General features: G+C 70.8%; 18 protein-coding genes and 1 riboswitch. Of the genes, 11 read left to right on the plus strand and 7 right to left on the minus strand.

The features are described from left to right. Window positions 1-10: 10 nt before the first annotated feature. Complete coding sequence (locus tag Aiant_RS23465) at window positions 11-1987, plus strand: glycosyl hydrolase family 28-related protein (RefSeq protein ID WP_229829868.1); 1977 nt, start codon at window positions 11-13, stop codon at window positions 1985-1987. A 108-nt stretch (window positions 1988-2095) separates the two neighbouring features. Continuing rightward, complete coding sequence (locus Aiant_RS23470; RefSeq protein WP_189329015.1) at window positions 2096-2986, plus strand: NAD-dependent epimerase/dehydratase family protein; 891 nt, start codon at window positions 2096-2098, stop codon at window positions 2984-2986. Between the two features lie 368 nt (window positions 2987-3354). On the opposite strand, the gene Aiant_RS23475 is transcribed toward Aiant_RS23470, so the two are convergent. Continuing rightward, window positions 3355-4851: an MFS transporter gene (locus tag Aiant_RS23475; protein ID WP_189329016.1), complete on the minus strand. Its 1497-nt coding sequence runs from the start codon at window positions 4849-4851 to the stop codon at window positions 3355-3357. 64 nt (window positions 4852-4915) lie between these two features. Here Aiant_RS23475 and Aiant_RS23480 point away from each other — a divergent pair, with 64 nt between their 5' ends. Beyond that, window positions 4916-5986 carry a Gfo/Idh/MocA family protein gene (locus Aiant_RS23480; RefSeq protein WP_189329017.1) on the plus strand — a complete coding sequence of 357 codons (1071 nt, stop codon included), beginning with the start codon at window positions 4916-4918 and terminating at the stop codon, window positions 5984-5986. A 36-nt stretch (window positions 5987-6022) separates the two neighbouring features. Then, window positions 6023-6889, plus strand: a complete 867-nt coding sequence (locus tag Aiant_RS23485) for a M48 family metallopeptidase (protein WP_189329018.1) — start codon at window positions 6023-6025, stop codon at window positions 6887-6889. Window positions 6890-6988: 99 nt separating this feature from the next. Here the strand turns inward: Aiant_RS23485 and Aiant_RS23490 are convergent, their stop codons facing one another. After that, complete coding sequence (locus Aiant_RS23490) at window positions 6989-8608, minus strand: rhamnogalacturonan lyase B N-terminal domain-containing protein (RefSeq protein WP_229829869.1); 1620 nt, start codon at window positions 8606-8608, stop codon at window positions 6989-6991. Window positions 8609-8775: 167 nt separating this feature from the next. Between Aiant_RS23490 and Aiant_RS23495 the strand changes: the two genes are divergently transcribed. The 5 genes from Aiant_RS23495 to Aiant_RS23515 all read left to right on the plus strand — a co-directional run bounded on the left by Aiant_RS23495 (window position 8776) and on the right by Aiant_RS23515 (window position 14006). Next, window positions 8776-9183: a TOBE domain-containing protein gene (locus tag Aiant_RS23495; RefSeq protein WP_189329019.1), complete on the plus strand. Its 408-nt coding sequence runs from the start codon at window positions 8776-8778 to the stop codon at window positions 9181-9183. Window positions 9184-9203: 20 nt separating this feature from the next. After that, on the plus strand, window positions 9204-9914 hold the full coding sequence (gene modA, locus Aiant_RS23500) for a molybdate ABC transporter substrate-binding protein (protein ID WP_189329729.1): 711 nt from the start codon (window positions 9204-9206) through the stop codon (window positions 9912-9914). Further along, window positions 9911-10699: an ABC transporter permease gene (locus tag Aiant_RS23505; RefSeq protein ID WP_189329020.1), complete on the plus strand. Its 789-nt coding sequence runs from the start codon at window positions 9911-9913 to the stop codon at window positions 10697-10699. The genes modA and Aiant_RS23505 overlap by 4 nt, the downstream gene beginning before the upstream one ends. Next, window positions 10696-11733 (plus strand): ABC transporter ATP-binding protein, encoded by a 1038-nt coding sequence (locus tag Aiant_RS23510; protein WP_425322612.1) that lies wholly within the window; start codon window positions 10696-10698, stop codon window positions 11731-11733. Before Aiant_RS23505 ends, Aiant_RS23510 begins: the two co-directional genes overlap by 4 nt. A 104-nt stretch (window positions 11734-11837) precedes the next feature. Continuing rightward, window positions 11838-14006, plus strand: coding sequence for an NB-ARC domain-containing protein (locus tag Aiant_RS23515; RefSeq protein ID WP_189329021.1), 2169 nt, complete (start codon window positions 11838-11840; stop codon window positions 14004-14006). Here Aiant_RS23515 and Aiant_RS23520 read toward each other — a convergent pair. The 3 genes from Aiant_RS23520 to Aiant_RS23530 all read right to left on the minus strand — a co-directional run bounded on the left by Aiant_RS23520 (window position 13981) and on the right by Aiant_RS23530 (window position 17261). Next, window positions 13981-15483: a hypothetical protein gene (locus Aiant_RS23520; RefSeq protein WP_189329022.1), complete on the minus strand. Its 1503-nt coding sequence runs from the start codon at window positions 15481-15483 to the stop codon at window positions 13981-13983. The two genes, Aiant_RS23515 and Aiant_RS23520, sit on opposite strands and share 26 nt — an antisense overlap. A gap of 191 nt (window positions 15484-15674) precedes the next feature. Continuing rightward, complete coding sequence (locus Aiant_RS23525; protein ID WP_189329023.1) at window positions 15675-16328, minus strand: biliverdin-producing heme oxygenase; 654 nt, start codon at window positions 16326-16328, stop codon at window positions 15675-15677. Between the two features lie 156 nt (window positions 16329-16484). Beyond that, complete coding sequence (locus Aiant_RS23530; RefSeq protein ID WP_189329024.1) at window positions 16485-17261, minus strand: S1 family peptidase; 777 nt, start codon at window positions 17259-17261, stop codon at window positions 16485-16487. A 307-nt stretch (window positions 17262-17568) separates the two neighbouring features. On the opposite strand from Aiant_RS23530, the gene Aiant_RS23535 reads away from it, so the two are divergent. Beyond that, window positions 17569-18333: a sugar isomerase domain-containing protein gene (locus Aiant_RS23535; RefSeq protein ID WP_425322613.1), complete on the plus strand. Its 765-nt coding sequence runs from the start codon at window positions 17569-17571 to the stop codon at window positions 18331-18333. Window positions 18334-18461: 128 nt separating this feature from the next. After that, window positions 18462-19649, plus strand: coding sequence for a glycosyl hydrolase (locus Aiant_RS23540; RefSeq protein WP_189329026.1), 1188 nt, complete (start codon window positions 18462-18464; stop codon window positions 19647-19649). A 49-nt stretch (window positions 19650-19698) separates the two neighbouring features. Here the strand turns inward: Aiant_RS23540 and Aiant_RS23545 are convergent, their stop codons facing one another. After that, entirely contained in the window at window positions 19699-19947 is a 249-nt protein-coding gene (locus Aiant_RS23545) for a hypothetical protein (protein ID WP_189329027.1), read from the minus strand. A 22-nt stretch (window positions 19948-19969) separates the two neighbouring features. Then, the gene (locus Aiant_RS23550) at window positions 19970-20968 is read right to left on the minus strand and encodes a hypothetical protein (protein WP_189329028.1); all 999 of its coding nucleotides are present in this window, start codon (window positions 20966-20968) and stop codon (window positions 19970-19972) included. 472 nt (window positions 20969-21440) lie between these two features. After that, window positions 21441-21646, plus strand: a riboswitch (cobalamin riboswitch). The last annotated feature ends 51 nt before the right edge of the window (window positions 21647-21697 follow it).

Here is a 21697-nt window from a genome sequence, read left to right on the forward strand (position 1 = left end):
GGTCCTCGACATGTTCGCTCCGCCCCGCTGGGCCGCTCTCCTGACCACACCGCTGGTCACCCTCGGCGTGGCGATCGGTCTGTCCGATTCCGCCGCCGCCCATCCGTCCTCGATCTCACCCGCGGCCACCCGGGCCGCTCTCGATCCGGCCCTGGTCGCCGGACGCGGCGCAGGAGTCGCGTTCACCGAGCAGGAGGCCGAGCACGCCGTCACCACCGGCGCCGTGCTCCCCGCCGACCGGACCGCATACACGCTCGCCGCCGAAGCCTCCGGCCGCTCCGCGGTCACCCTGGACCCGGGCGAGTACGTCGAGTTCACCCTGCCCAAGGCCGCCAACGCGATCACCGTGCGGTACAGCATCCCGGACGCGCCGACCGGCGGCGGGATCACCGCGCCGCTCTCCGTCGGCACGCCGGGCGGCACCCGCACCATGACGCTGACCTCGCAGTACTCCTGGCTCTACAACCAGTACCCGTTCACCAACGACCCGCAGGCCGGGTTGCTGCACCCGGACTGGTGGATCACCGAGTGTGCCTGCGTGCCGGCCGCCACCGAGCCGGCGCCGGCGATCAGCAAGCCGTTCCGGCCGATGCACTTCTACGACGAGCAGCGGCTGGCGCTGGGTCGTACCTACCGGGCCGGTGACAAGATCCGGCTGACCGCGCGCCAGGTGCCCACCACCATCGACCTGCTCGACTCGGAGCTGGTCGAGGCTCCGAAGATCGACCTCAAAGCGGTGAACGTGCTGCTGTTCGGCGCGGACCCGACCGGCCGGCGGGACTCGGCCGGCGCCATCGAGAAGGCCATCGCGTTCGCCAAGAAGGTGCACCGCGCGGTCTACCTGCCGCCCGGCACGTTCCAGGTGAACCGGCACATCATCGTCGACGACGTGACGATCACCGGGGCCGGCAACTGGTACACCACGGTCAAGGGCCACGAGGTTTCCCTGGACACGCCTGCCGCGGACGGCTCGGTGCACACTGGCGTCGGGTTCTACGGAAAAGACGGTGGCTCGCACAACGTGCACCTGGCCGACTTCGCGATCGAGGGCGACGTCCGGGAGCGGATCGACACCGACCAGGTGAACGCGATCGGCGGCGCGATGAGCGACTCCACCATCACCGGGCTGCACATCCAGCACACCAAGGTGGGCCTCTGGTTCGACGGTCCGATGTCGAACACCACGATCAGCGGCAACATCGTCGTGGACCAGATCGCCGACGGCCTGAACTTCCACGTCGGGGTCAGCGACTCGCTGGTGCGGAACAACTTCGTCCGCAACACCGGTGACGACGCCCTCGCGATGTGGTCGGAGAAGACCGCGGACAGCCGTAACACCTTCGACCGCAACACCGTCCAGACGCCGACCCTGGCGAACGGCATCGCGATCTACGGCGGCGCGGACAACACCGTGTCCCGGAACCTGATCGCCGACCCGATCCGGGAGGGCAGCGGGATCCACGTCGGCTCGCGGTTCGGGGCCGAGCCGTTCACCGGCCACCTGTGGATCACCGACAACACCACGGTGCGGGCCGGGACGTACGACCTGAACTGGAACATCGGGCTCGGCGCGATCTGGTTCATGGCGCTCGACTCCAGCATTGACGCGGACATCCGGGTGACCGGGGACCACTACCTGGACAACACCTACAACGCGATCATGCTGGTCTCCGAGTGGGGGGTGAAGGACCAGTACTCGATCAACGGCGTGCACTTCAAGGACGTCCGGGTGGACGGGACCGGCACCAGTGTGGTCAGCGCCCGGACCGCCGGCGGCGCCTCGTTCGAGAACGTCGACGCCCGCAACGTCGGCGCGGCCGGGGTGAACAACTGCGGTTCGTTCCACTTCACGCCGAGCGGGTCCGAGTTCACCCTCAGTGACCTCGGTGGCAACGACGGGGGCTGGCTCGGCCCGTACCTGCCGAACGTGATCACCTGTGACGACCGTCCCGCGGTCGTCCCGCCTCCGCCGCCTTCGTCCTGGTGACCTTTCATTAATCAGCCTGCGGCCGTACCCGAGCATTCGGGTGCGGCCGTTGTGCTTGGTAGCCTTGTCGACGCATTTGCCGCGGCTGGAGAGAAGTTGGGAACTACGTTGAGTCAAACCCTGCTGGTCACCGGCGGCGCCGGATTCGTCGGTAGTGCCCTGGTCAAGTCATTGTTGACCGAGTTCCCCGACGCCGCGGTCGTCTCGCTGGACAACTACTTCACCGGCAGCCCGGCGAACCATGTGAACGACCCCCGGGTGACGTACCTGGAGGGTTCCACCGCCGACCTCGCCAAGATCTGGGCGGACCACGGTCTCCCGGCGCCGGAGCTGGTCTTCCACCTCGGTGAGTACAGCCGGATCGTGCAGTCGTTCGAGGACCACGACCTGACCTGGGACTTCAACCTGCTGGGCACCAAAGAGGTGGTCAAGTTCGCGGCCGGCAAGGGCGCGAAACTGATCTACGCCGGGTCCAGCTCGAAGTTCGGCAACGACGGCGACGACGAGAACCTGAACCCGTACGCCTGGACCAAGGCGAAGAACATCGAGTACATCAAGAACTACTCGAACTGGTACGGGCTGGATTACGCCATCACGTACTTCTACAACGTCTACGGGCCGGGCCAGATCGGCAACGGCAAGTACGCCACCGTGATCGGCATCTTCGAGCGGCAATATCTCGCCGGCGAGCCGCTGACCGTGGTCTCCCCGGGCACGCAGACCCGCGACTTCACCCACATCGACGACATCGTGCGCGGCATCGTGCTGGTCGCCCGGGGCGGGGCCGGCGACGGCTACCTGCTCGGCACCGGCCGCGAGTGGCCGCTCGCCGAGGTGGCCAAGCTGTTCGGCGCCGAGATCACGATGATCCCGGCGCTGCCCGGCGAGCGCGTCCGCGGCCAGGCCGACCTGACCAAGGCGGGGAGCCTGGGCTGGCACCCGGAAACCCAGCTCGACGACTACATCGCCAAGTTCGTCGCCGCGCACCCCCGGGTTTGATCTCCGGAACCACCCGCGGACAGTAAGGCATCCCATCTGCCAGGGGTGTCAAGCGGCTCGGCCCGATCCCGCGTCTGCCCAGAACGCTGAAGACCAGCCGAGCAGTGTCGGGCTGGTCCTGGTGGCCCTATCCGGGAACGGGATGGGGCGCTGAGGGCCAGCTGGGGAGTGTGGGGCTGGTCCTGGTGGCCCTATCCGGGAGTGGGATAGGGCGCTGGGGGCCAGCCCGGTTTTGATCTCCGGAACCACCCGCGGACAGTAAAGGGGTCGGCGATCGCTCTGGACGCGCCAGCGGCCAGATCGCCGACCCCGGCCCGCGCGGGAGCATGCGATCTGTACCCGCGCGGACCTGCGTAAATAGAGATTTTCTATCCGCTCGCGCGCGGCCGTGAGGTGACGGCGGACAGTGGCGTCGCGACGTCCTCCAGGGATTTTCCTTCGGCGTCGACGCCCAGGAAGATCTCGACGATCCCGCCGATCGCCATGACGGCCGCGCCGATCAGGTAGCCGATGAAGAGCTTGCCCGGGTCCTCGCCCTCGCCGATCAGCGCGCCGTAGAAGACCGGGCCGATCGCGCCGAAGCACTGGGCGATCGCGAAGAAGACCGCGATGGCCTGGGCCCGGATCTCCAACGGGAAGATCTCGCTCACCGTCAGGTACGCCGAGCTGGCGCCCGCCGACGCGAAGAAGAAGATGACGCACCAGGCGATGGTCTGGGTGATCGCGTTCAGCACACCGGCGTTGAACAGGAACGCGCTGATCGCCAGCAGCAGGCCGGAGAGCAGGTACGTCCCGGCGATCATCTTGCGCCGGCCGACCACGTCGAAGAGGTGCCCGATGGTCAGCGGCCCGATCAGGTTCCCGGCCGCGAACGCGATCAGGTAGAGCGGCGCGTTCTTCTCGTCCACCCCGTAGAAGTTGGTCAGCACCAGCGTGTAGGTGAAGAAGATCGCGTTGTACAGGAACGACTGCGTGATCATCAGGGTGGCGCCGAGGATCGACCGCTGTGGCAGCTGTTTGAAGAGCACCCGGAGCAGCGACAGATACCCGTGTTCCTGGGTCGGCCGGATCTCGATCGCCTTGGACTCGTCGACCGGCGCGAGCTGCTGCCCGGACGACTCCACGGCCCGCTCGATCTGCTGGATGTTCTCCTCGGCCTCGGCCTCCCGGCCGTGCATGATCAGCCAGCGCGGGCTCTCCGGCAGGTGCTTGCGCAGGCTCCAGATGCAGGCGCCGATGACCGGGCCGATCAGGAAGCCGAGCCGCCAGCCCAGGTTCAGGTCCATCTGGTTGAGCAGCACGAACGTGCCCAGGGTGCCGAGGATCGCGCCGCCCCAGTAGGTGCCGTTGACGCCGATGTCGACCCGGCCCCGATACTTGGCCGGCATCATCTCGTCGATCGCCGAGTTGATCGCGGCGTACTCGCCGCCGATGCCGGCGCCGGCGATGAATCTGGTGAGATACAGGAAGATCAGCGCGACGACGCCGTTCCCCCAGGTCAGTGCGGTGAGCGCGTTGCCCGCGAGGTACACGCCGAGGGTGACGACGAACAGGTTCTTGCGGCCCAGCTTGTCGGAGAGACGGCCGAAGAACAGCGCGCCGAACACCTCGCCGAGCAGGTAGACGGTCGCGATCGCACCCACCTGGGTGCTGCTCAGCGCGAGGGTCTCCTTTTCGGTCAGCACCGGGCCGATCGCGCTGGCGATGGTGATCTCCAGGCCGTCGAGCACCCAGGCGGTGCCGAGCGCCAGGATCATGCGGGTGTGGAACGGCGACCAGCTGAGCCGGTCGATGCGGGCGGGGATCAGGCTGCGGATCGTTCCTGCGTCGGAGGCCGGGGCAGGAGATCCCAGACTTTGCGCCATGGTGCCTCCATGATTCGTGATGTAGCTCACGCATTACCCACGGTGCCGATTACCATGCACGGGCATGGATGTGATCGGCGTCGGCGTGATCGGTCTCGGCTGGATGGGCCGGGTGCACACCCAGGCGTATGCCCGGCTGCCGCGGCACTATCCCGATCTCCCGGCGCCCCGGTTGATCGCCGGGGCCGACGACGTGCCCGGCCGGGCGGACGGGCACGGCTTCGCGAGCGTGACCACCGACTGGCGGGACCTGCTCGGTGACCCGCGGATCGAGGCGGTCAGCATCACCGCGCCGAACTTCCTGCACCGGGAGATCGGGGCGGCGTTCGCGGCGACCGGGCGGCACATCTGGATCGAGAAGCCGGTCGGCCTGAGCGCGGCCGACGCCCGGGCCGTCGCCGGGACCGGACAGGTCTGCGTCGGCTTCAACTACCGGCACGCGCCCGCGGTGCAGCGCGCCCGGGCGATCCTGCGGGACGGCGGGATCGGCGCGGTGACGCATGCCCGGTTCCGCTTCTTCAGCGACTACGCGGCAGCTCCGGACGCGGCGCTGACCTGGCGGTTCGAGCGGGAACGCGGCGGGAACGGGGTGCTCGGCGACCTCGGTGCGCACGCGGTCGACCTGGTCCGGCATCTGCTCGGTGAGATCGACGCGGTGGTGGCGGCGGACCGGGCGATCTTCGTCCCGGAGCGGCCGGCGCCCCGTGGCGTCACCACCGGGCACGAGCGGGGCACCGGGCCGCTGCGGCCGGTGGAGAACGACGACTGGTTCGCGGCGCTGATGCGGACGGCCGGCGGGGCCCGGGTGGTGGTCGAGGCGAGCCGGGTGGCGGCCGGGGAGCAGAACCACTACGGGTTCACGATCCATGGCACCCGGGGGATGCTGAGCTGGGACTTCCGGCGGATGGGCGAGTTGCTGGTGGACGGTCGCACGGTCTTCGCGGGGCCGGGGGACGGTGAGTACGCCGCGTTCCAGCCCGCGGCCGGGATCGCGATGAGCTACGACGATCTGAAGGTGATCGAGGCGGCGCTGTTCCTGCGTTCGATCACCGGCGGAACCCCGCACGGGCCGACCCTGAACGACGCCGTCCGGGCCGCCGAGATCCTCGAGATGATCGAGGCGTTTGACCGGTAGGCCGCTGACCTGCAAGATCACCGGTCGTGTCGACCGATGAACGACTACACCCTGGTGGTCGGGCGCGAGCACATGCCCGAGCTGTACCGGCTCGTCGAGCGGGTCGCGGCCGGGACCGGCGCGCCCATGCCGGACCGGATCCACGTCGACTTCCAGGCGAACGCCGGGGCCGCGACGGTCGGCCTGCGCCGGACCAGGGTGCTGACGCTGGGCGTGCCGATGCTGCTGGCGCTGCGGCCGCAGGAACTCGTCGCGCTGATCGGCCACGGGCTGGGCCAGCTGAAGCATCTGGACGGCACCCGGTCGCTGCTCACCCATCCGGCCCGGACCTTCTTCGGCCGGCTGTCCCGGATGATCCGGCCGAAGATCTCGGTGGAGTGGGTGCACCGCCGGTCCGGCATCTTCCACCTGCTCTACCTGGCCCTGCAGTTCGTCGCCGGGCTGCTGTCGTTGGTGTTCGCCGCGGTGCACACGTGGTTCGCGGCGCTCGGCGCCGACGAGCGGCGCGAGGCGGTGCTGCGGGCCGACGCGCTGGCGGCGCGGGCGGCCGGGTCGGCGGCGGTGCTCGACACGCTCGACGTGCTGGCGGCTGCCGGCCCGATCGTCGGGCACATCGAGCGGCACGTGCCGGCCGGTGAGGCGGCGGCGACCTGGCGGCGGCTGGTGCACGCGGTGCGGGAGCGGGAGACGCCCGCGCTGCCGGCCCATCGCCAGCTCTCCATCCGCAGCGGTGCGTCGCTGCTGGCGAGTCATCCGCCGGCGGGGCGTCGTCATCAGTGGCTGAGTGCTCGGCCCTACGAGGCGGCGCGGGTGGTGGTGGACACCGCTACGGCGGCCCGGCTGGAGCGGGAGATCGACCCGTATGCCGAGGCGATGCACCGGGCCATGAACGAGCAGGCCTGACGCCGCGGAGGGAAGGGCGGGGCTGCGGGCGTACCGAAAGCATCAAAAAATGAAGCGGGGGCCCGGCCGCCTGGCCGGTCCCCCGCATGGTGTTGATCTTCAGGCCGGGTCGAGGGCCAGGGCGTCGAAGATGAAGTTCGGGCTCAGGAACGTGGCGCCGCTGCTGCCGCTGATCGTGGCGATGGACAGCGTGTTGCTGCCGGTCTTGAGCGCGCTCGCCGGGATGGTGAAGGTGTAGGTGGTGTTGACGCCGCGCCAGGTGCCCCGGGTGACGTTGCGGGAGTCCAGGTTGGCCGGTGCGGGCGAGGCCGAGGCCGGCGACGAGTAGCTGCCGACGGTGACCGCGGGACGGCCGCCGGCGAAGCTCGACGTGGTGCCGATGCGCAGTTTGACGCCGTTGGCCGGGACCGAGGAGAGGCTGAAGGTCAGCGCCATCGGCGAGTTCACCGACTTGAACTCGGCCATCGGGAACTTCGCGGCGTCCGTCGCGCTGTAGCTGCCGGCCGTCCAGGACGACATCCGGCTGTCCGACGGGTGCATCGTCTCGATCTTGTCGGAGTTGCGGAAACCGGCCGGGGTGCCGTCGAAGGCGCCGAGCTGGAACAGCGTGCCGACGGCCGGGACGTCACCGGACATCGCCAGCGTGGTGGTCGCGCCGGCGGTCACCGTGATCGACTTGGTGGCGCCGATGGCCAGTTCGCCGGCGTAGAGCGTGGCGGTGTAGGTACCCGGCTTCACATGCCCGATCACGAAATTTCCGGATTTCACCTTCCCCCAGTACTGGCCGTTCGGGCCGGCCAGGCCGACGGTCGCGGTGAGGCCGTTGCGGTTGCCGGTCACGGTGCCGCTCACGCCGCCACGCTGGGCGTTGGAGAGCAGACCCGGAATGTACGCGCTGAGGAAGTCCATGCTGTGCACGACCGGGGCGGCGCCGCCGGTGAGGGCCAGGGCGTACGGGCCGTGCAGGCCCAGCCGCAGCGCCTCGGTCTGCTGGTGCCCGCTGAACATGTAGTGGGTGATGTTGACCGCGGTGCCGGTGTCGTTCACCTCGATGTCGCGGAAGAACGGGCCACCCGAGGTCATGTCGTTGGTGCCGGGGATGAGGAACGCCCCGTGCCCGGATCCGCTCGCCCCGAACGGCGTCTGCGTGATCAGCCGCTGCGAGCTGTAGAACTTCGACGCGGTCTGCCCGTTAGCGAACGCGAAGACGTCCGAACCCTCCACCGTCGACGTGGTGCCGGCGGTCCTCGCGGCGACCGGTGACGTGGTCAGCAGCGAGCTCTTCAGCCGGGTGATGAACCGGGCCTCGCCCGGGTTCAGCGCCTTGGTGATGTTCGTGGCCAGGTAGATCGTGTTGTCGTTCTTGCGCGCGAAGTAGTACTGCGTCACGCCGATCGACGAGTTGGTCGCGCTGACCAGGATCGAGTTGCCACCGTTGAACGTCTGGCCGGTGACCGTCGCGGACGACCAGCCCGACTCGAACTGTCCGGCGGCCTGACCGGCGGCGGTCAGCTCGATGCCGTTGTGCTTGAGCGACGTCATGTTCCCGTTGGTGGTGTCGACCACGAACGAGACGCCGGTCCCGGTGTCGAACGTGATGCCGGCCGCGGCGTTCGCCCAGGGCTGGCCGCCGAGCAGACCGGCGCCGGCCAGCACCGCGACCGTGGCGATGCCGCCGGCGAGGAGCTTCCGGCGCTTGCGAGTGGGGATGGGGGTCATGCGTGGTGGTGTCTCCGGGCGCCGGAAAGGTTGCTCCGCCCGCCGGAGAATTTTCCGAGCCAGGCGGCGTCGGCGCAGGTGCGAGGCAACAACGGGCAACCAACCTTGAGGGTGCTGGTTTTTCATGGCCTTTTGGTTGGCAACTGCGATTAAGTAGGGTGAGTGGCATGACGGTGTTCCAGATCGGTGAGGCGGCCGAGTTGCTCGGGGTCAGCCCGGACACGGTGCGCCGCTGGGTCGATGCCGGTCGGCTCGCCGCGTCCCGTGACGAGCACGGGCACCGGGTGATCGACGGGGTGGACCTCGCCGGTTTCGTCCGGGCCCAGGCGGCCGAGCCGGACGAGCGCTCCGACGCCTCGTCGGCGCGCAACCGGCTGCGCGGGATAGTGACCGCCGTGGTCAAGGACACCGTGATGGCGCAGGTGGACATCCAGGCCGGGCCGTTCCGGGTGGTGTCGCTGATGAGCCGGGAGGCCGTCGACGAGCTCGATCTCCAGGTCGGCTCGGTGGCGGTGGCGGTGATCAAGTCGACCACCGTCGTGGTGGAGCGGGCCACTTCGAGGAGGACCGGTTGAAAAAGCTCTTGGTCGCGGCGATGGTGCTCACGCTGGGTCTGTCCGGCTGCGGCGGGCCGGAGGAGAAGGGCACCGTCACCGTTTTCGCGGCCGCCTCGCTCACCGAGTCGTTCACGACGCTCGGCAAGCAGTTCGAGGCGGCACACCAGGGCACCACGGTGAAGTTCAACTTCGCCGGCAGCTCGGCCCTGGCCACCCAGATCACCCAGGGCGCGCCGGCCGACGTGTTCGCCTCCGCCGCCTCGAAGAACATGGCGACCATCGGTGACGCCGCTGTTACCCCCACCATGTTCGTGAAGAATCAGCTCGTGATCGCCACCGCGAAGGGCAACCCGAAGCAGATCACCGGCGTGGCCGACCTGACCGAGCCGGGCCTCAAGGTCGCGCTCTGCGCCGCCGAGGTGCCGTGCGGCGCGGCGGCCGGAACCGCGCTGGACGCCGCCGGTGTGAAGCTCACCCCGGTCACCCTGGAACAGGACGTCAAGGCGGCGCTCTCCAAGGTCAAGCTGGGTGAGGTGGACGCCGCCCTGGTCTATCGCACCGACGCCAGGACGGCATCGGCCGACGTGGACACCGTCGAGTTCCCCGAGTCGGCCAAGGCGATCAACGAGTACCCGATCGCGGTCCTCAAGGGCGCGGCCAACCCGACCGGCGCCCGGCAGTTCGTCGACTACGTGCTCTCCGCCGACGGCATCGAGGTGCTGACCGCAGCGGGGTTCCAGGCGCCGTGACGCGACAGAGGGTCCCGCCGGCGCTGCTCGTGCCGGCGATCGGGGGCCTGCTCTTCCTGGTCCTGCCGCTGGCGGGACTCCTCTGGCGTACCCCGTGGTCCACCCTGCTCAGCCGGCTCCGCGAGCCGGAGGTGGCCCAGGCCCTCCGGCTGTCGCTGCTCACCGCGAGCCTCGCCACCCTGCTCTGCCTGGTCCTCGGCGTGCCGCTGGCCTGGCTGCTGGCCCGGGTGACCTTCCCGGGCCGGCGGCTGGTCCGGGCGCTGATCACGGTGCCGCTGGTGCTGCCCCCGGTGGTCGGCGGCATCGCCCTGCTGCTCGCTCTGGGCCGGCGCGGCCTGCTGGGCGGCTGGCTGGACGAGACGTTCGGGGTCAGCCTGCCGTTCACCACGGCCGGCGTGGTGGTCGCCGAGGCGTTCGTGGCGCTGCCGTTCCTGGTCATCGCGGTGGAGGGCGCGTTACGCGGCGCCGACACCCGATATGAGGAGGCCGCCGCCACCCTCGGCGCGAGCCGCTGGATCACCTTCACCCACGTGACGCTGCCGCTGGTGGCGCCCGGGATCGCGGCCGGCGGGGTGCTCTGCTGGGCGCGGGCGCTCGGCGAGTTCGGCGCCACCATCACCTTCGCCGGGAACTATCCGGGGATCACCCAGACCATGCCGCTCGCGGTCTATCAGACCATGGAGAGCGGTGACCTGGACGGCGCCGTGGTGCTCAGCCTGATCCTGCTGGCCGTCTCGGTCACCATCCTGGCCGCGCTGCGCGACCGCTGGCTGGCCGCTCCGTGACCGTGGACGCGCACCTGGTGGTGCGGCGCGGCGACTTCGAGCTGGACATCGCGCTGACGATCGAGCCGGGTGAGACGGTCGCCCTGCTCGGGCCGAACGGGGCCGGCAAGACCACCGCGCTGCGGGCCCTGGCCGGGCTGGCCCCGCTCTCCGGCGGGCACGTGACGCTGGCCGGGCAGGATCTCTCGGCGACCCCGCCGGAGCGTCGCCGGGTCGGCGTGGTGTTCCAGGACTACCTGCTGTTCCCGCACCTCAGCGCGCGGGACAACGTGGCGTTCGGGCCGCGCCGGCAGGGCGTCGACCGGCGCGGGGCGCACGCGATCGCCGACCGCTGGCTGGAGCGGGTCGGGCTCGCCGAGTTCGCCCGGCGCAAGCCCCGGCACCTGTCCGGCGGGCAGGCGCAGCGGGTGGCGCTGGCCCGGGCGCTCGCGGTGGACCCGGCACTGCTGCTGCTCGACGAGCCGCTGGCGGCGCTGGACGCGCGGACCCGGCTGGAGACCCGGGCCGAGCTGCGCCGGCATCTGGCCGCGCACCCGGGGGCGACGCTGCTGGTCACCCACGATCCGCTGGACGCGCTGGTGCTGGCCGACCGGCTGGTGATCATCGAGGGCGGGCGGGTGGTGCAGGAGGGCGACGCGGCGACGATCACCGCCCGGCCGCGGACCGACTATGTGGCGCAACTGGTCGGGCTGAACCTGTTCCGGGGGCGGGGGGACGGTCACGTCGTACGGATAAGCGGGGATTTCGTCCTGACCGCGACCGACGTCGTGCATGGCGACGCGTTTGTCGCCTTCTCCCCGGCGGCCGTCGCGTTGCACCCGCGGCAGCCGGACGGCAGTCCGCGCAACACCTGGCCCGCCGTGCTCACCGACATTCAGCGGCACGGCGACAACCTGCGGGTCCGGCTGGCCGGCCCGATCGTGGTGGCCGCCGACATCACCCCGGCCGCGGCGGCGCAGCTGGACCTGCAGCCCGGCCGGGAGCTGTGGGCCGCGGTCAAGGCGAGCGAGACGAGGGCTTACCCCGCCGCTTGAAGATCCTTTTTGGGTACGCCCTGAGCACCGTCCAGCGGCACCCCTTTTGTGCCGCGTCACGTGTTAGCTTCCGGTGACCGCGCGCACGAGGGGGAGTGGCCGGAATGTCCATGATCGAGGTGCTCGCCTCGGAGGCCGTGCGGGTCATGGCGCCCAGCGTCGCGGGTGCCGCCAGCGGCGGAGCCCGGCGCCTGCTGGCCCTGCTCACCAACCGTGGCGAGCGGCTGCCGGCGGACCCGGCCGGGCGGGTGGCGTTCATCCTGCGCCGGGCCCGGGAGGACGAGACGTTCGCGGCCGAGCTGGCGCAGGAGCTGGTCGCGGTGGACAGCGTCGACGCGGTCGCCGTGGTGGCCCCGGCGCTGTTCGCCGACCGGGAGGAGGTCCGGGCCCGCCTGGCGGCGCCCGGCGTCCGGTTGATCGGCGGCGCGCACGGGACCGGGAAGACCGCGCTGGCCTGGCAGGTCGTCCACGACCTGCGGGAGAGCATCAACGCCTACGCCGTCGTGGACCTGGACGAGTATCGCGACGGCGCGGTGCTGCGGGTGACCGAGGTGCGGCAGGAGGTGCTGCGGCAGCTCGGCGTGCCCCAGGTGGACGACACCGCCCCGATCGTCGCGGATCAGTACCGCCGGGCGCTGCGGCACCGGCGCTTCGCGCTCGTGCTCGACAACGTGGCGGGCGCCGCCGAGGCCGAGGCGCTGGTGCATCCGTGGGAGCACGCGACGGTGCTGGTCACCACCCGGGTGCTGACCCAGGACCTGCGCGTCTGGCATCCGGGCCGGCCCGAGGTGCTCGGCGCGGTCGATCCGGACGGCGCCGAGCTGATCCTGGCCAGCCGCTGCGGGCCGGAGATGCTGGCCGCCGAGCCGGACGCGGTCCGCGAGCTGATCCGGCGCTGCGACGGGATCCCGTCGATCCTCGGGCAGGCCGGCGCCTGGCTGGCCCGCAGGCAGGGCAAGCCGGGCGCGGTCGCCGAGATGGTCGCCCGGCTCCGCGGCGCGGGCGAGGTGGGCACCCTCTTCGACGACTCGGTCCGGCTCAGCGTGGCCGAGCTCGATGCCGGGACCGCCGCCGACCTGGTGACGCTCGCCGGGCACCCGGGCACGGACATCAGCGACGCCGGGGTCGCGGCGCTGCTCGGCCGGCCCGCGGACGATCTGGTGGACCGGTTGCTCGACGCCGCGCTGCTGGTCCGCGGCCCGCACGGCCGGCTGAGTCTGCTGTGGTCGGTCCGCCGCCACCTGCGTCCGGCCGGGGACGACGCCGCCTTCGCGCGGTACCTGCGCTGGTTCCGGGACCTGGCCGGGGCCGCCGACCTGGCGATGGATCCGGCCGGGGTGACCGACCGCGCCCGCGAGGGCCGGTTGCGCCGGTACCCCGCGCCGGAGCCGGCCGCGTGGCCGTTCCCGCACCTGCGGCCGGTCGACTGGCTCCAGGGTGAGGCGCACCTGGTCCCCGACCTGCTGCGCGAGGCACACCACCGCGGCTACCACGTCGAAGTGCTGCAACTGTGCGGGGCGATGGAGGCGCTGCTCACCCTGCGCGGCCACCACTGGCTCTGCCTCGAGGCCAACGCCTGGGGCATCGCCGGCGCCGAGGCGCTCGGCCTCCCGCTCGCCGCCGCGCGGCTGCACGCGTTGCAGGGCCGGATCCACGTGCTGCTCGGGCAGCTGGACCGGGCCGACGCCGAGCTGAGCGCCGCCGAGTCGCTGGTCCCGGACGACGCCGACCGCCAGCTGACGTCGTCGCTGCTGGAGTTCCGGGCGCGCTGGGCGCAGGAGCGGGCCCGGCTCGGCGCGACCGGCGAGCTGGCCTCGGCCGAGTCGATGCTGCGGCGCGCGGTGACGATCGACCGGGCGCTCGACGATCGGCGCGGGCTCGGGCTGCACCTGCGGATGCTGGCGAACGTGCTGGTCGAGGCGAGTCGTGCCGGGGAGGCACTGGCCCTGCTGGACGGGGCCGCGGCGCCGGCCGGGGACGCGCGGAACGCGGCCCGGATCCACCTGGTGCGCGCGAAGGCCTGGCTGTCGCTGGGAGCCGCCGCGGAGGCCACGGGCGAGCTGGACCGGGCACGCGGGCTGACCACGGACAGCGGAGCGACCCAGTACGAGCTGGAACTGGCTGATCTGCGCGGCTGGGCGGCGCACCTGACCGGTGACACCGAGGCCGCCCGGAAATGGTGGGGCTGGGTCGCCTACCAGTACTTCCTCGGCGAACACCCGCGGGCGCGGGAGTTCGCCGACCGGCTCAGCCGGGAGACACCCGGATCGTGACGGGTCGCCGGCCGATCCGGAGCCGGGCGGTCCCGGTCAGCGGCTCGCCCCGCCGGACCCGCCAGTAGGCCCAGGAGGCCAGCGCCCACGGGTCGATCACCGCGCTGTCGGCGCGGAGCAACACCTCCTCGCCGCCGGGTGTCCAGACGCGACACTCGTTCCGCTCCGCGGCGGCGATCAGCGTGGCGTGTGGCCACTGCCGGAACAGGTCCTCCTCGGGTGCCGTGTCGACGCCGAGGATCGCCGCTCCGGCGACCTGCGTCGCGGTCGCGTGTTCGAGGCGGGCCACCACGTGCCGATAGGCGAGTTCCTCGTGCACCGCGCCGAGCGCCGGAAACCGGATGATCGTCACCTGGTCGCCGTCCCGCTGGACGCCGGCCACCCACGCGCCGACCGGCCGTGACGCGGCCGCGGGCACCGGCGGTGGCGGGAACTCGGCGGGCACGGCCGGCTCGGACAGTTCCATGGTCCGATAGAGCCAGGCCCGCAACCTGGCCGCGGTCGTCTCCGGCTCGGCCACCGCGCCGGCCAGGAGCGGCCGATAGGCGTCCGGCACGTGCCCCCGGATCGCCACGTCGATCTGTTCGCGCAGATCGGCGTACGGGTCCAGCCGGGCGCACCGCTCGCCGAGCCGATCGGCCACCGAACCGGGCACGGTGGTGTCGCTCGGTCGTGGGCCGAGCAGCACCGGGACACCCGTCAGCGCGGCGTAACCGGCCAGCGACCCGTGATCGGCGAGCACGCAGTCGGCCGCCGTCAGGGCCGCCTGCCAGCTGGTGTCCGGTTCGAGCACACGCAGGCCGGCGGCCGGGGACAGCCAGGCGCGTACCTGCCACGGGCCGTGCTCCGCCCACACACCCGGATGCAGAACCGCGACCACCCGGTACTCGTCCATCGGCAGCTGCCCGGCAAGGAGTCCCGGCAGATCGGGGCAGGCGCCGAGGAGGGAGTCCGGTCCCCAGGTGGAGGCCAGCACGATCAGCCGCCGGCCGGTCGCGCCGAACGCGGCCCGGTAGGCGTTCCGCCGGTGCCGGCCGGCGAGCATCCGGCCCCAGGCGGGGTCGCCCAGCACCGCGGCCGGTGCGCCGGCGGGCGGGTGCTGTGCCGGGTGCGGGAGGCCGACGGTGACGGCGCCGGTGTGCGGCAGCCGGGCCGGGTCGAGGCCGGCCACGACCGTGCTGCCGGGGTAGTACTTCTGGAAGGCGAGACCGTGCGGGAGCAGCAGGATCGGGCCGTCCAGGTCGGACAGGCCGTCGTTCTCGCTGGCCGACAGGATCAGGTCGAAGCGGGTCTTGCGGGCCTGCGTCCAGGAGATCCGGCGGGGGGCCAGCTCGTCGAGCAGGGCCGTGGCGCCGGCCTCGAAGATCGCCGGGCGCTCGTCGTCGACGGTGAAGACGATCTGGATCCGGTGGTCGGTGGCGATCAGTGAGACGACGTCCAGGAGGCGGGTGAGTGCGGTGACGGTGCGCGCCACCACCAGGACGACCCGCTCATGGCCGACAGTCGTCCACGGGCCGCGGATCCCCGGGGTCCGGGGTCCGGGGTCCGGGGTCCGGGGTCCGGGGTCCGGGGTCCGGGGTCCGGGGTCCGGGGTCCGGGGGAACGATGAATCATGCGCCGAAGTTACGGGCTTGCTCGATGTCTAGCGCATCCCGCCAACCTAGACGGTCAGGCCGCGGCGGGCAGATCCTCCGGATACGCCGTGCCGAGCTCGTGAAAGACCGCCGCGTTCAGGGCGAAGGCGAGCTGCGACTCGGCGACCAGCGTGTCCAGCGCGGCGTCCGGCAGGCCGAGGGCGTCCAGCCGGGTGCGGTAGGCCGTCTTGTAGGCCTTCGGGTCGGCGATCCGGTCGAACCGGTAGAACGCGGTGCCCGCCGAGCCCAGGCCGTAGGTCGCGGCGACCTTGCGCCCGACCAGCTGCCCGCCGGAGAGGTCGCCCAGGTAGCGGACATAGTGGTGGGCCACGAAGTGGGCCGGCGAGGTGTGGCAGTGCTCGCGCAGCCGATCCGCGTACCGCTGGGTCGCCGGGACCGGCCGGACGTGTGCCGCCCAGTCCGGGCCGTACAGGTGGGCCAGGTCGGACTCCAGGGCGGCGATCCGGGACAGGGCCGGATCGGCGAAGTCCGCGGCGACCGGGTTCGCCCGCATGGCGACGGCGGCGGCCTCCAGCTCCCGATAAATGATCAGGTACTGCGCGGTCAGGGCGGCGAAACCGGCGGGCGGGACGGCGCCACCCAGCAGCCGGGTGATGAAACCGCGGGTCTCGGCGTCGCGGTGCTCGGACATGGTGGCCCTGCGGAGGCGTGCGGCGAATCCGGTCATGCGTACGGTTCGTCCTTCCTGGGTTGCCGGTGCCACGGTGGTGATCCCTACGATGGGGGAGAGCCGGCCGGGAATCGTTGCGGAATTCCCGGCCGGTTCCCGTCTCGATCGAGCACCGGCATCTTCAGGTTAGGGTAACCTAACTTCGGCGCGGAGTCAGCCGCCCAGGCTCGCCGCGGCCGCGGCGATCGTCGACGCGAAGTAGCTGACCTGGGTGTAAACGCCCGGCTTGTTCGGCCGCGCGCATCCGTCGCCCCAGCTCACGATCCCGACCTGGATCCAGGCGTTGGCGGCGTCCCGGCGGAACATCGGGCCGCCCGAGTCACCCTGGCAGGTGTCCACCCCGCCGGAGGTGTACCCGGCGCAGATCTCGTCGGTCGCGATGATCTCGCCGTTGTACATCGACCTGGAGTTGCAGGTGGCGTCGCTGACGAACGGGACGGTCGCCTTGAGCAGGTAGCGCTGCTGCGAGCCGCCCTCGGTCGCCGCGCCCCAGCCGGAGATGGTGAAGGTGCCCGAGTCGTACGCCGTGGTGGTCGCGATCGGCAGCGTGGCCAGTCCGTTGACCGGGCTGGCGAGGCGGATCAGCGCCCAGTCCTTGCCGTTCCCGGTGTAGCCGGGCGCCCGGTACACGTAGTTCGACTTGCGGGTGATCTTGCTGGTCGAGTTCAGGTCGACCACGCCCAGGGTGGCGGTGATCGAGGTGTTCGTGCCGGTCCGGCCGACGCAGTGCGCGGCGGTGAGCACCAGGTTCGGGCTGTACAGGGCGCCGCCACAGCCCATCGACAGCCGCACCATGAAGGGGAACTCGCCCTGCGCCGCGCGGGTGCCGCCGACCACGTTCGCGTCGGCGTGCGCGGCTCCGGGCGCGGTCAGCAGGCCCGCGGTGGCGGTAGTGATCAAGGTGGCGAGAACGGTCAGCCATCTGCGCATCTTCGGTTCTCCTCGGTGCCGGGGGGGTGCGCCCGGTGGGGCGCTGAGGAGAGAGTTTCATTCACATCTATGAATTCGGTTATCCCAAATCGGTCATACCGCCGGAGGGTCGCCCGCGTCGCCGTCATGCCGCCTGCCCCCGGCCCTCGGCCGCCGGCCTCCCGGCCCGAGCCGCCGACCTCCTGTCCCGAGCCGCCGACCTTCTCCACCATGCCGCCGATCGAAGCATGGAAATTTCTTATTGACTAGCTGTCTTAACAGTCGTAATTTTCATCGGCAACAGCCGTCGATGAAAAGGATGTCCGACGTGACCGGAGAGAGCGGCGTCACCAGCAGTGACTTCCTGCACCGGGTCCGGGTCGTGGTGGACCGGATCGGCACCGGTCAGGTCGACGAGAAGCGACGTGCTGCCGACCTGCTCACCACCACGGTGCGTAACGGGGGCGTGATCCAGGCCTTCGGCTGCGGCCACTCCGAGGCGCTCGCCATGGAGATCGCCGGCCGAGCCGGAGGCCTGGTTCCGACCAACCGGATCGCGCTGCGCGACATCGTGCTCTACGGCGGTGACTCGCTCGACACGCTGGCCGACCCGATGGTCGAGCGGAACACCGCGATCGCCCACCGGCTCTACGACCTCGCCCCGGTCAAACCGGACGACGCGTTCGTGATCGCCTCGAACTCGGGGATCAACGGTGCGGTCGTCGAGATGGCGCTGCTGGTCAAGGAGCGCGGCCACCCGCTCGTCGCGATCACCTCGGCCGCGCACACGGCCGGCGTCGCCTCCCGGCACCCGAGTGGGCGCAAGCTCGGCGAGATCGCGGACGTGGTGCTGGACAACGGGGCGCCGTACGGCGACGCGATCCTCCCGATCCCGGGCGGCGGCGCGGTCGGCGCGGTCTCCTCGATCACCGCGGCGCTGCTGGCCCAGCAGCTCGTCACCGACGTGGTCGCCAACCTGCTCGCGGCGGGGATCACCCCGCCGGTCTACCTGTCGGACAACGTGCCCGGCGGTAAGGAACACAACGCGGAACTGGAAGCACGGTACGCCGGTCGGATCCGGCGCACCGCCTGAGAGCCCGGTATGCCCTGGCGCAGGGTCTGGCCACCCTGACGGTCAGCCAGGGCCGCCGCTGTGAACGGCACCTCCGCACCGGAGTGACCACCGGCGCGGTCAAGTAGCTCCTCGGAAAGGAGTCCCCCGTGCTTGGCAAGAAATTCGCTGGGATAGCCGCGGCCGTACTGGCCGCCTCGGGCATCGTCGCCCTGAGCTCCGGCTCGCCCGCCGCGGCCGCTGACTGCGGATATCTGTTCGACGACTTCCACTACAACACCTCCTCGGACGCGGCGCTGACCGCGAACGGCTGGACGCCGCGCAGCTACCAGGGCGGTCCCGGCGTGGCCGGGGCGAACTGGTCGCCTGCCAACATCACCTTCCCCACCGCGAACGGGGACAAGGTCGCGCAGCTCACCGCGTACACCGACGGCACCGCGACCGGTACCGGGCACGCCGAGCTGTACTCGACCCAGAAGCGGTACCTGGAGGGCACCTACGCCAGCCGGATCAAGTTCACCGACGCACCGGCGTCCGGGGCGGACGGCGACCACATCAACGAGACGTTCTTCACGATCAGCCCGCTCAACGGGGATCTCGACCCGACCTACAGCGAGCTGGACATCTCCGAGTACCTGCCGAACGGCGGCTGGGGCGAGACCGGGCCGATCAACTACCAGACGACCTGGTACACGTACCGGAACGACCCCTGGTACGCCGACAACCTGCACTCCTCGCAGCGGTCCAGCCTGGACGGCTGGCACGACCTGGTCGCCCAGGTGGCGAACGGGCACGTCGTCTACTACATCGACGGGGTGCAGGTCGGCGACCACGGCGGGAAGTACTTCCCGCGCCAGACGATGACCATCAACTGGAACCTGTGGTTCATCGACCTGGCCACGCACACCGGCGGGAAGAGCACCTACAACCAGCAGATCGACTGGGTGCTGTTCGCGAAGAACCAGGTGCTGTCGCCGGCCCAGGCCACCGCGCAGGCGGCCGCCTACCGGTCGGGCGGGAAGGCGTTCCTGGACACCGTCGCCTCCAGCGGCACGTGCTCGACGCCGACCACCCCGCCGGTGACCCCGTCCTCGACGCCGTCGTCCACCCCGCCGACCTCGCAGCCGCCGGCGACCGGATGCTCGGACGCGCCGGAGTGGCAGTTCAGCTCGGTGTACCTGGGCGGCAACCTGGTCAAGCACGAGAAGAGCAAGTACGGCGACCCCAGCGGCCCGCCGTCCGGCCAGGGCAAGCACCTCTGGAAGGCGCGGTACTGGACGCAGGGCTCGGAGCCGGGCTGGACCGAGCAGTGGCAGGACCTCGGCCCCTGCGCGTGATCTGAGGCAACGGCGGGGCGCTTTCTCGAAAAGCGCCCCGCCGTTCTCCTCACCCGCGCTTGCTGTACCGCCAGCCGATCGACCAGACGATGCCCGAGACGCAGAAGCCGTAGATGGCCGCGTCCAGCAGGTCCACCCGGAATACGAGCGCGATGAGGGACAGCAGGATCGCTCCCACCGAGCCCGCGATGCCGGCGTAGACGGCGATGCCGGCCCAGGCACGTGGCCGATCAGACGGTGCCGCCTGCTGCGCCCACATGTGCACGGCGAACAGCAGGAATGCCATGGTCCACTTCATCTGACTGAACCTCCGCGTGCTCCTAGGCCTTGCAGTTCTTGTTGGTGGAGGGCACGTCGTCGAAGCTGACCGCCGCGATCTGCTGCGTCGGCAGCACCGCCTGCACCATGTTGATCCGAACGACGAAGCAACCCTTCCGGTTCGCCGCCTTGTTGATCTCGTAAGCGGCCGCGACACCGGACACGACTACGGCGGCGGCGCAGGCTCCGGCAGCGACGGGCACCGGGATCTTGGCGCACCCGGTGGCACCGGCGATGATGCCGGCGGCGCTGCCACCCGCGCCGAGCGTGCCCTGGAGAGCCTTCGTAGCCGACCGCTTCCAGTAGAACGAGCAGGTCACGCCGCCGCAGAACTTGACCACGTCGGGGTCGGCCACGACCGGGTACAGGGCGCCCGCGGTGTCGATGTGCTGCGTGACCGTGCCACCGTCAACCTCGTACCAGGTGTGCAGCGACTTGCCGGTGCGATCCTTGGCCCATGGCGCCGCGACGGCGCCCAGCACGACGGCGCCGTCCGCCGTGACGATGTCCAGGCCACCGTCGCCGGCCGGCTCCAGCTTCGCGCCGGACGGCAGGTCGAAGTCGAAGTCGTACGCCTTCGGCGCCTTGGCGTCGTGGAGCGTCACCAGCGCGCGGACGTGGCCGTCGGCCAGCGCCTGAACGGCCGTCGAGGCGCTGCGGCCGGGACGCACCAGGGTGCCGTCCGCCGTCTGCACCGTGGCGCTCCCGGTGACCTTGGGAAGCGTCAGCGCGATGGTGTCAGCCGTACCGGTGCCGATGACGACCGGACTGTCCGCGTCCTTGCTGACGGACACCGCGGCGCCGGTGAAGGTATCGCCTGTCGAGGAGAGGCGGACCACCGGCGCGGACGGGTCGTTGCCGGCGGCGCGGACGACGGAAGCGGTCGCCTCCGGGGACTCGGTCCCGAGCGGTGCGGCCGACGCGGCGGTAGGCCCGGACAGCAGCGTGGCAGCAATGGCAGCGGTGCTGAGCAGGGCGACAGCAGGTTTGATGAGGTTCATGGTCCCGATCTCGGTATGACGAGGAGGCTTTTCTGGTGCCGCTTCTGGGCATGGCGATGCCCGGGTTCGAGCGTTGGAGATCCGAAGCGAGCAGCATCGTCACAGGCCAGATACCTAGTGGATGCGTTGCCGCATGCGGGCCCCCGTACCTCCCGATGCGACGCCAGGGACGTTAGCAACCCATTGCCCGCCGCCGATTCGGTGCTTTCGGACAGTCAGCACTGCTGAGGCAGCAATCGGCCGTACCGAAGAATTGGGTTTGATCGGCATGTTCCGCATGCCGGCGGTGATGGTTCGTGCCCGCCCGACCGTTTTGAACCGGGGGTCGGCGACGATCATTGTGATGTATGACAATTCGACGAAAGGGATCCGATGCATAATTTTTGGAAACTCAACTAATCGTCTCGGCGTGCTCGGGCGGCGGATGTGCGACACACCATGTGGCGTTGCGTGTCGCGGACCGTGCCCATATATAGTGTCCCTCGCAGCTGGTTCGCCCATCCCTAGTGGACGGTCGAGGCAACAGGGAACCCGGTGGGAAACCGGGACTGCCCCGCAGCGGTGAGTGGGAACGACCGCCGTCACACAAGCACTGGGTGCGAGCCTGGGAAGCGACGGCCAGTAGGCACGTGCGAAACGCCCACGAGTCCGAAGACCTGCCAGCGCGCCGCACACGACCGTGTGCGGCGGTCGAAGGCCGCGTGGGACGGCTGACGCCCTCGCGACCTC

Source organism: Actinoplanes ianthinogenes (assembly GCF_018324205.1).
In the GTDB taxonomy this organism is placed as follows: Bacteria; Actinomycetota; Actinomycetes; order Mycobacteriales; family Micromonosporaceae; genus Actinoplanes; species Actinoplanes ianthinogenes.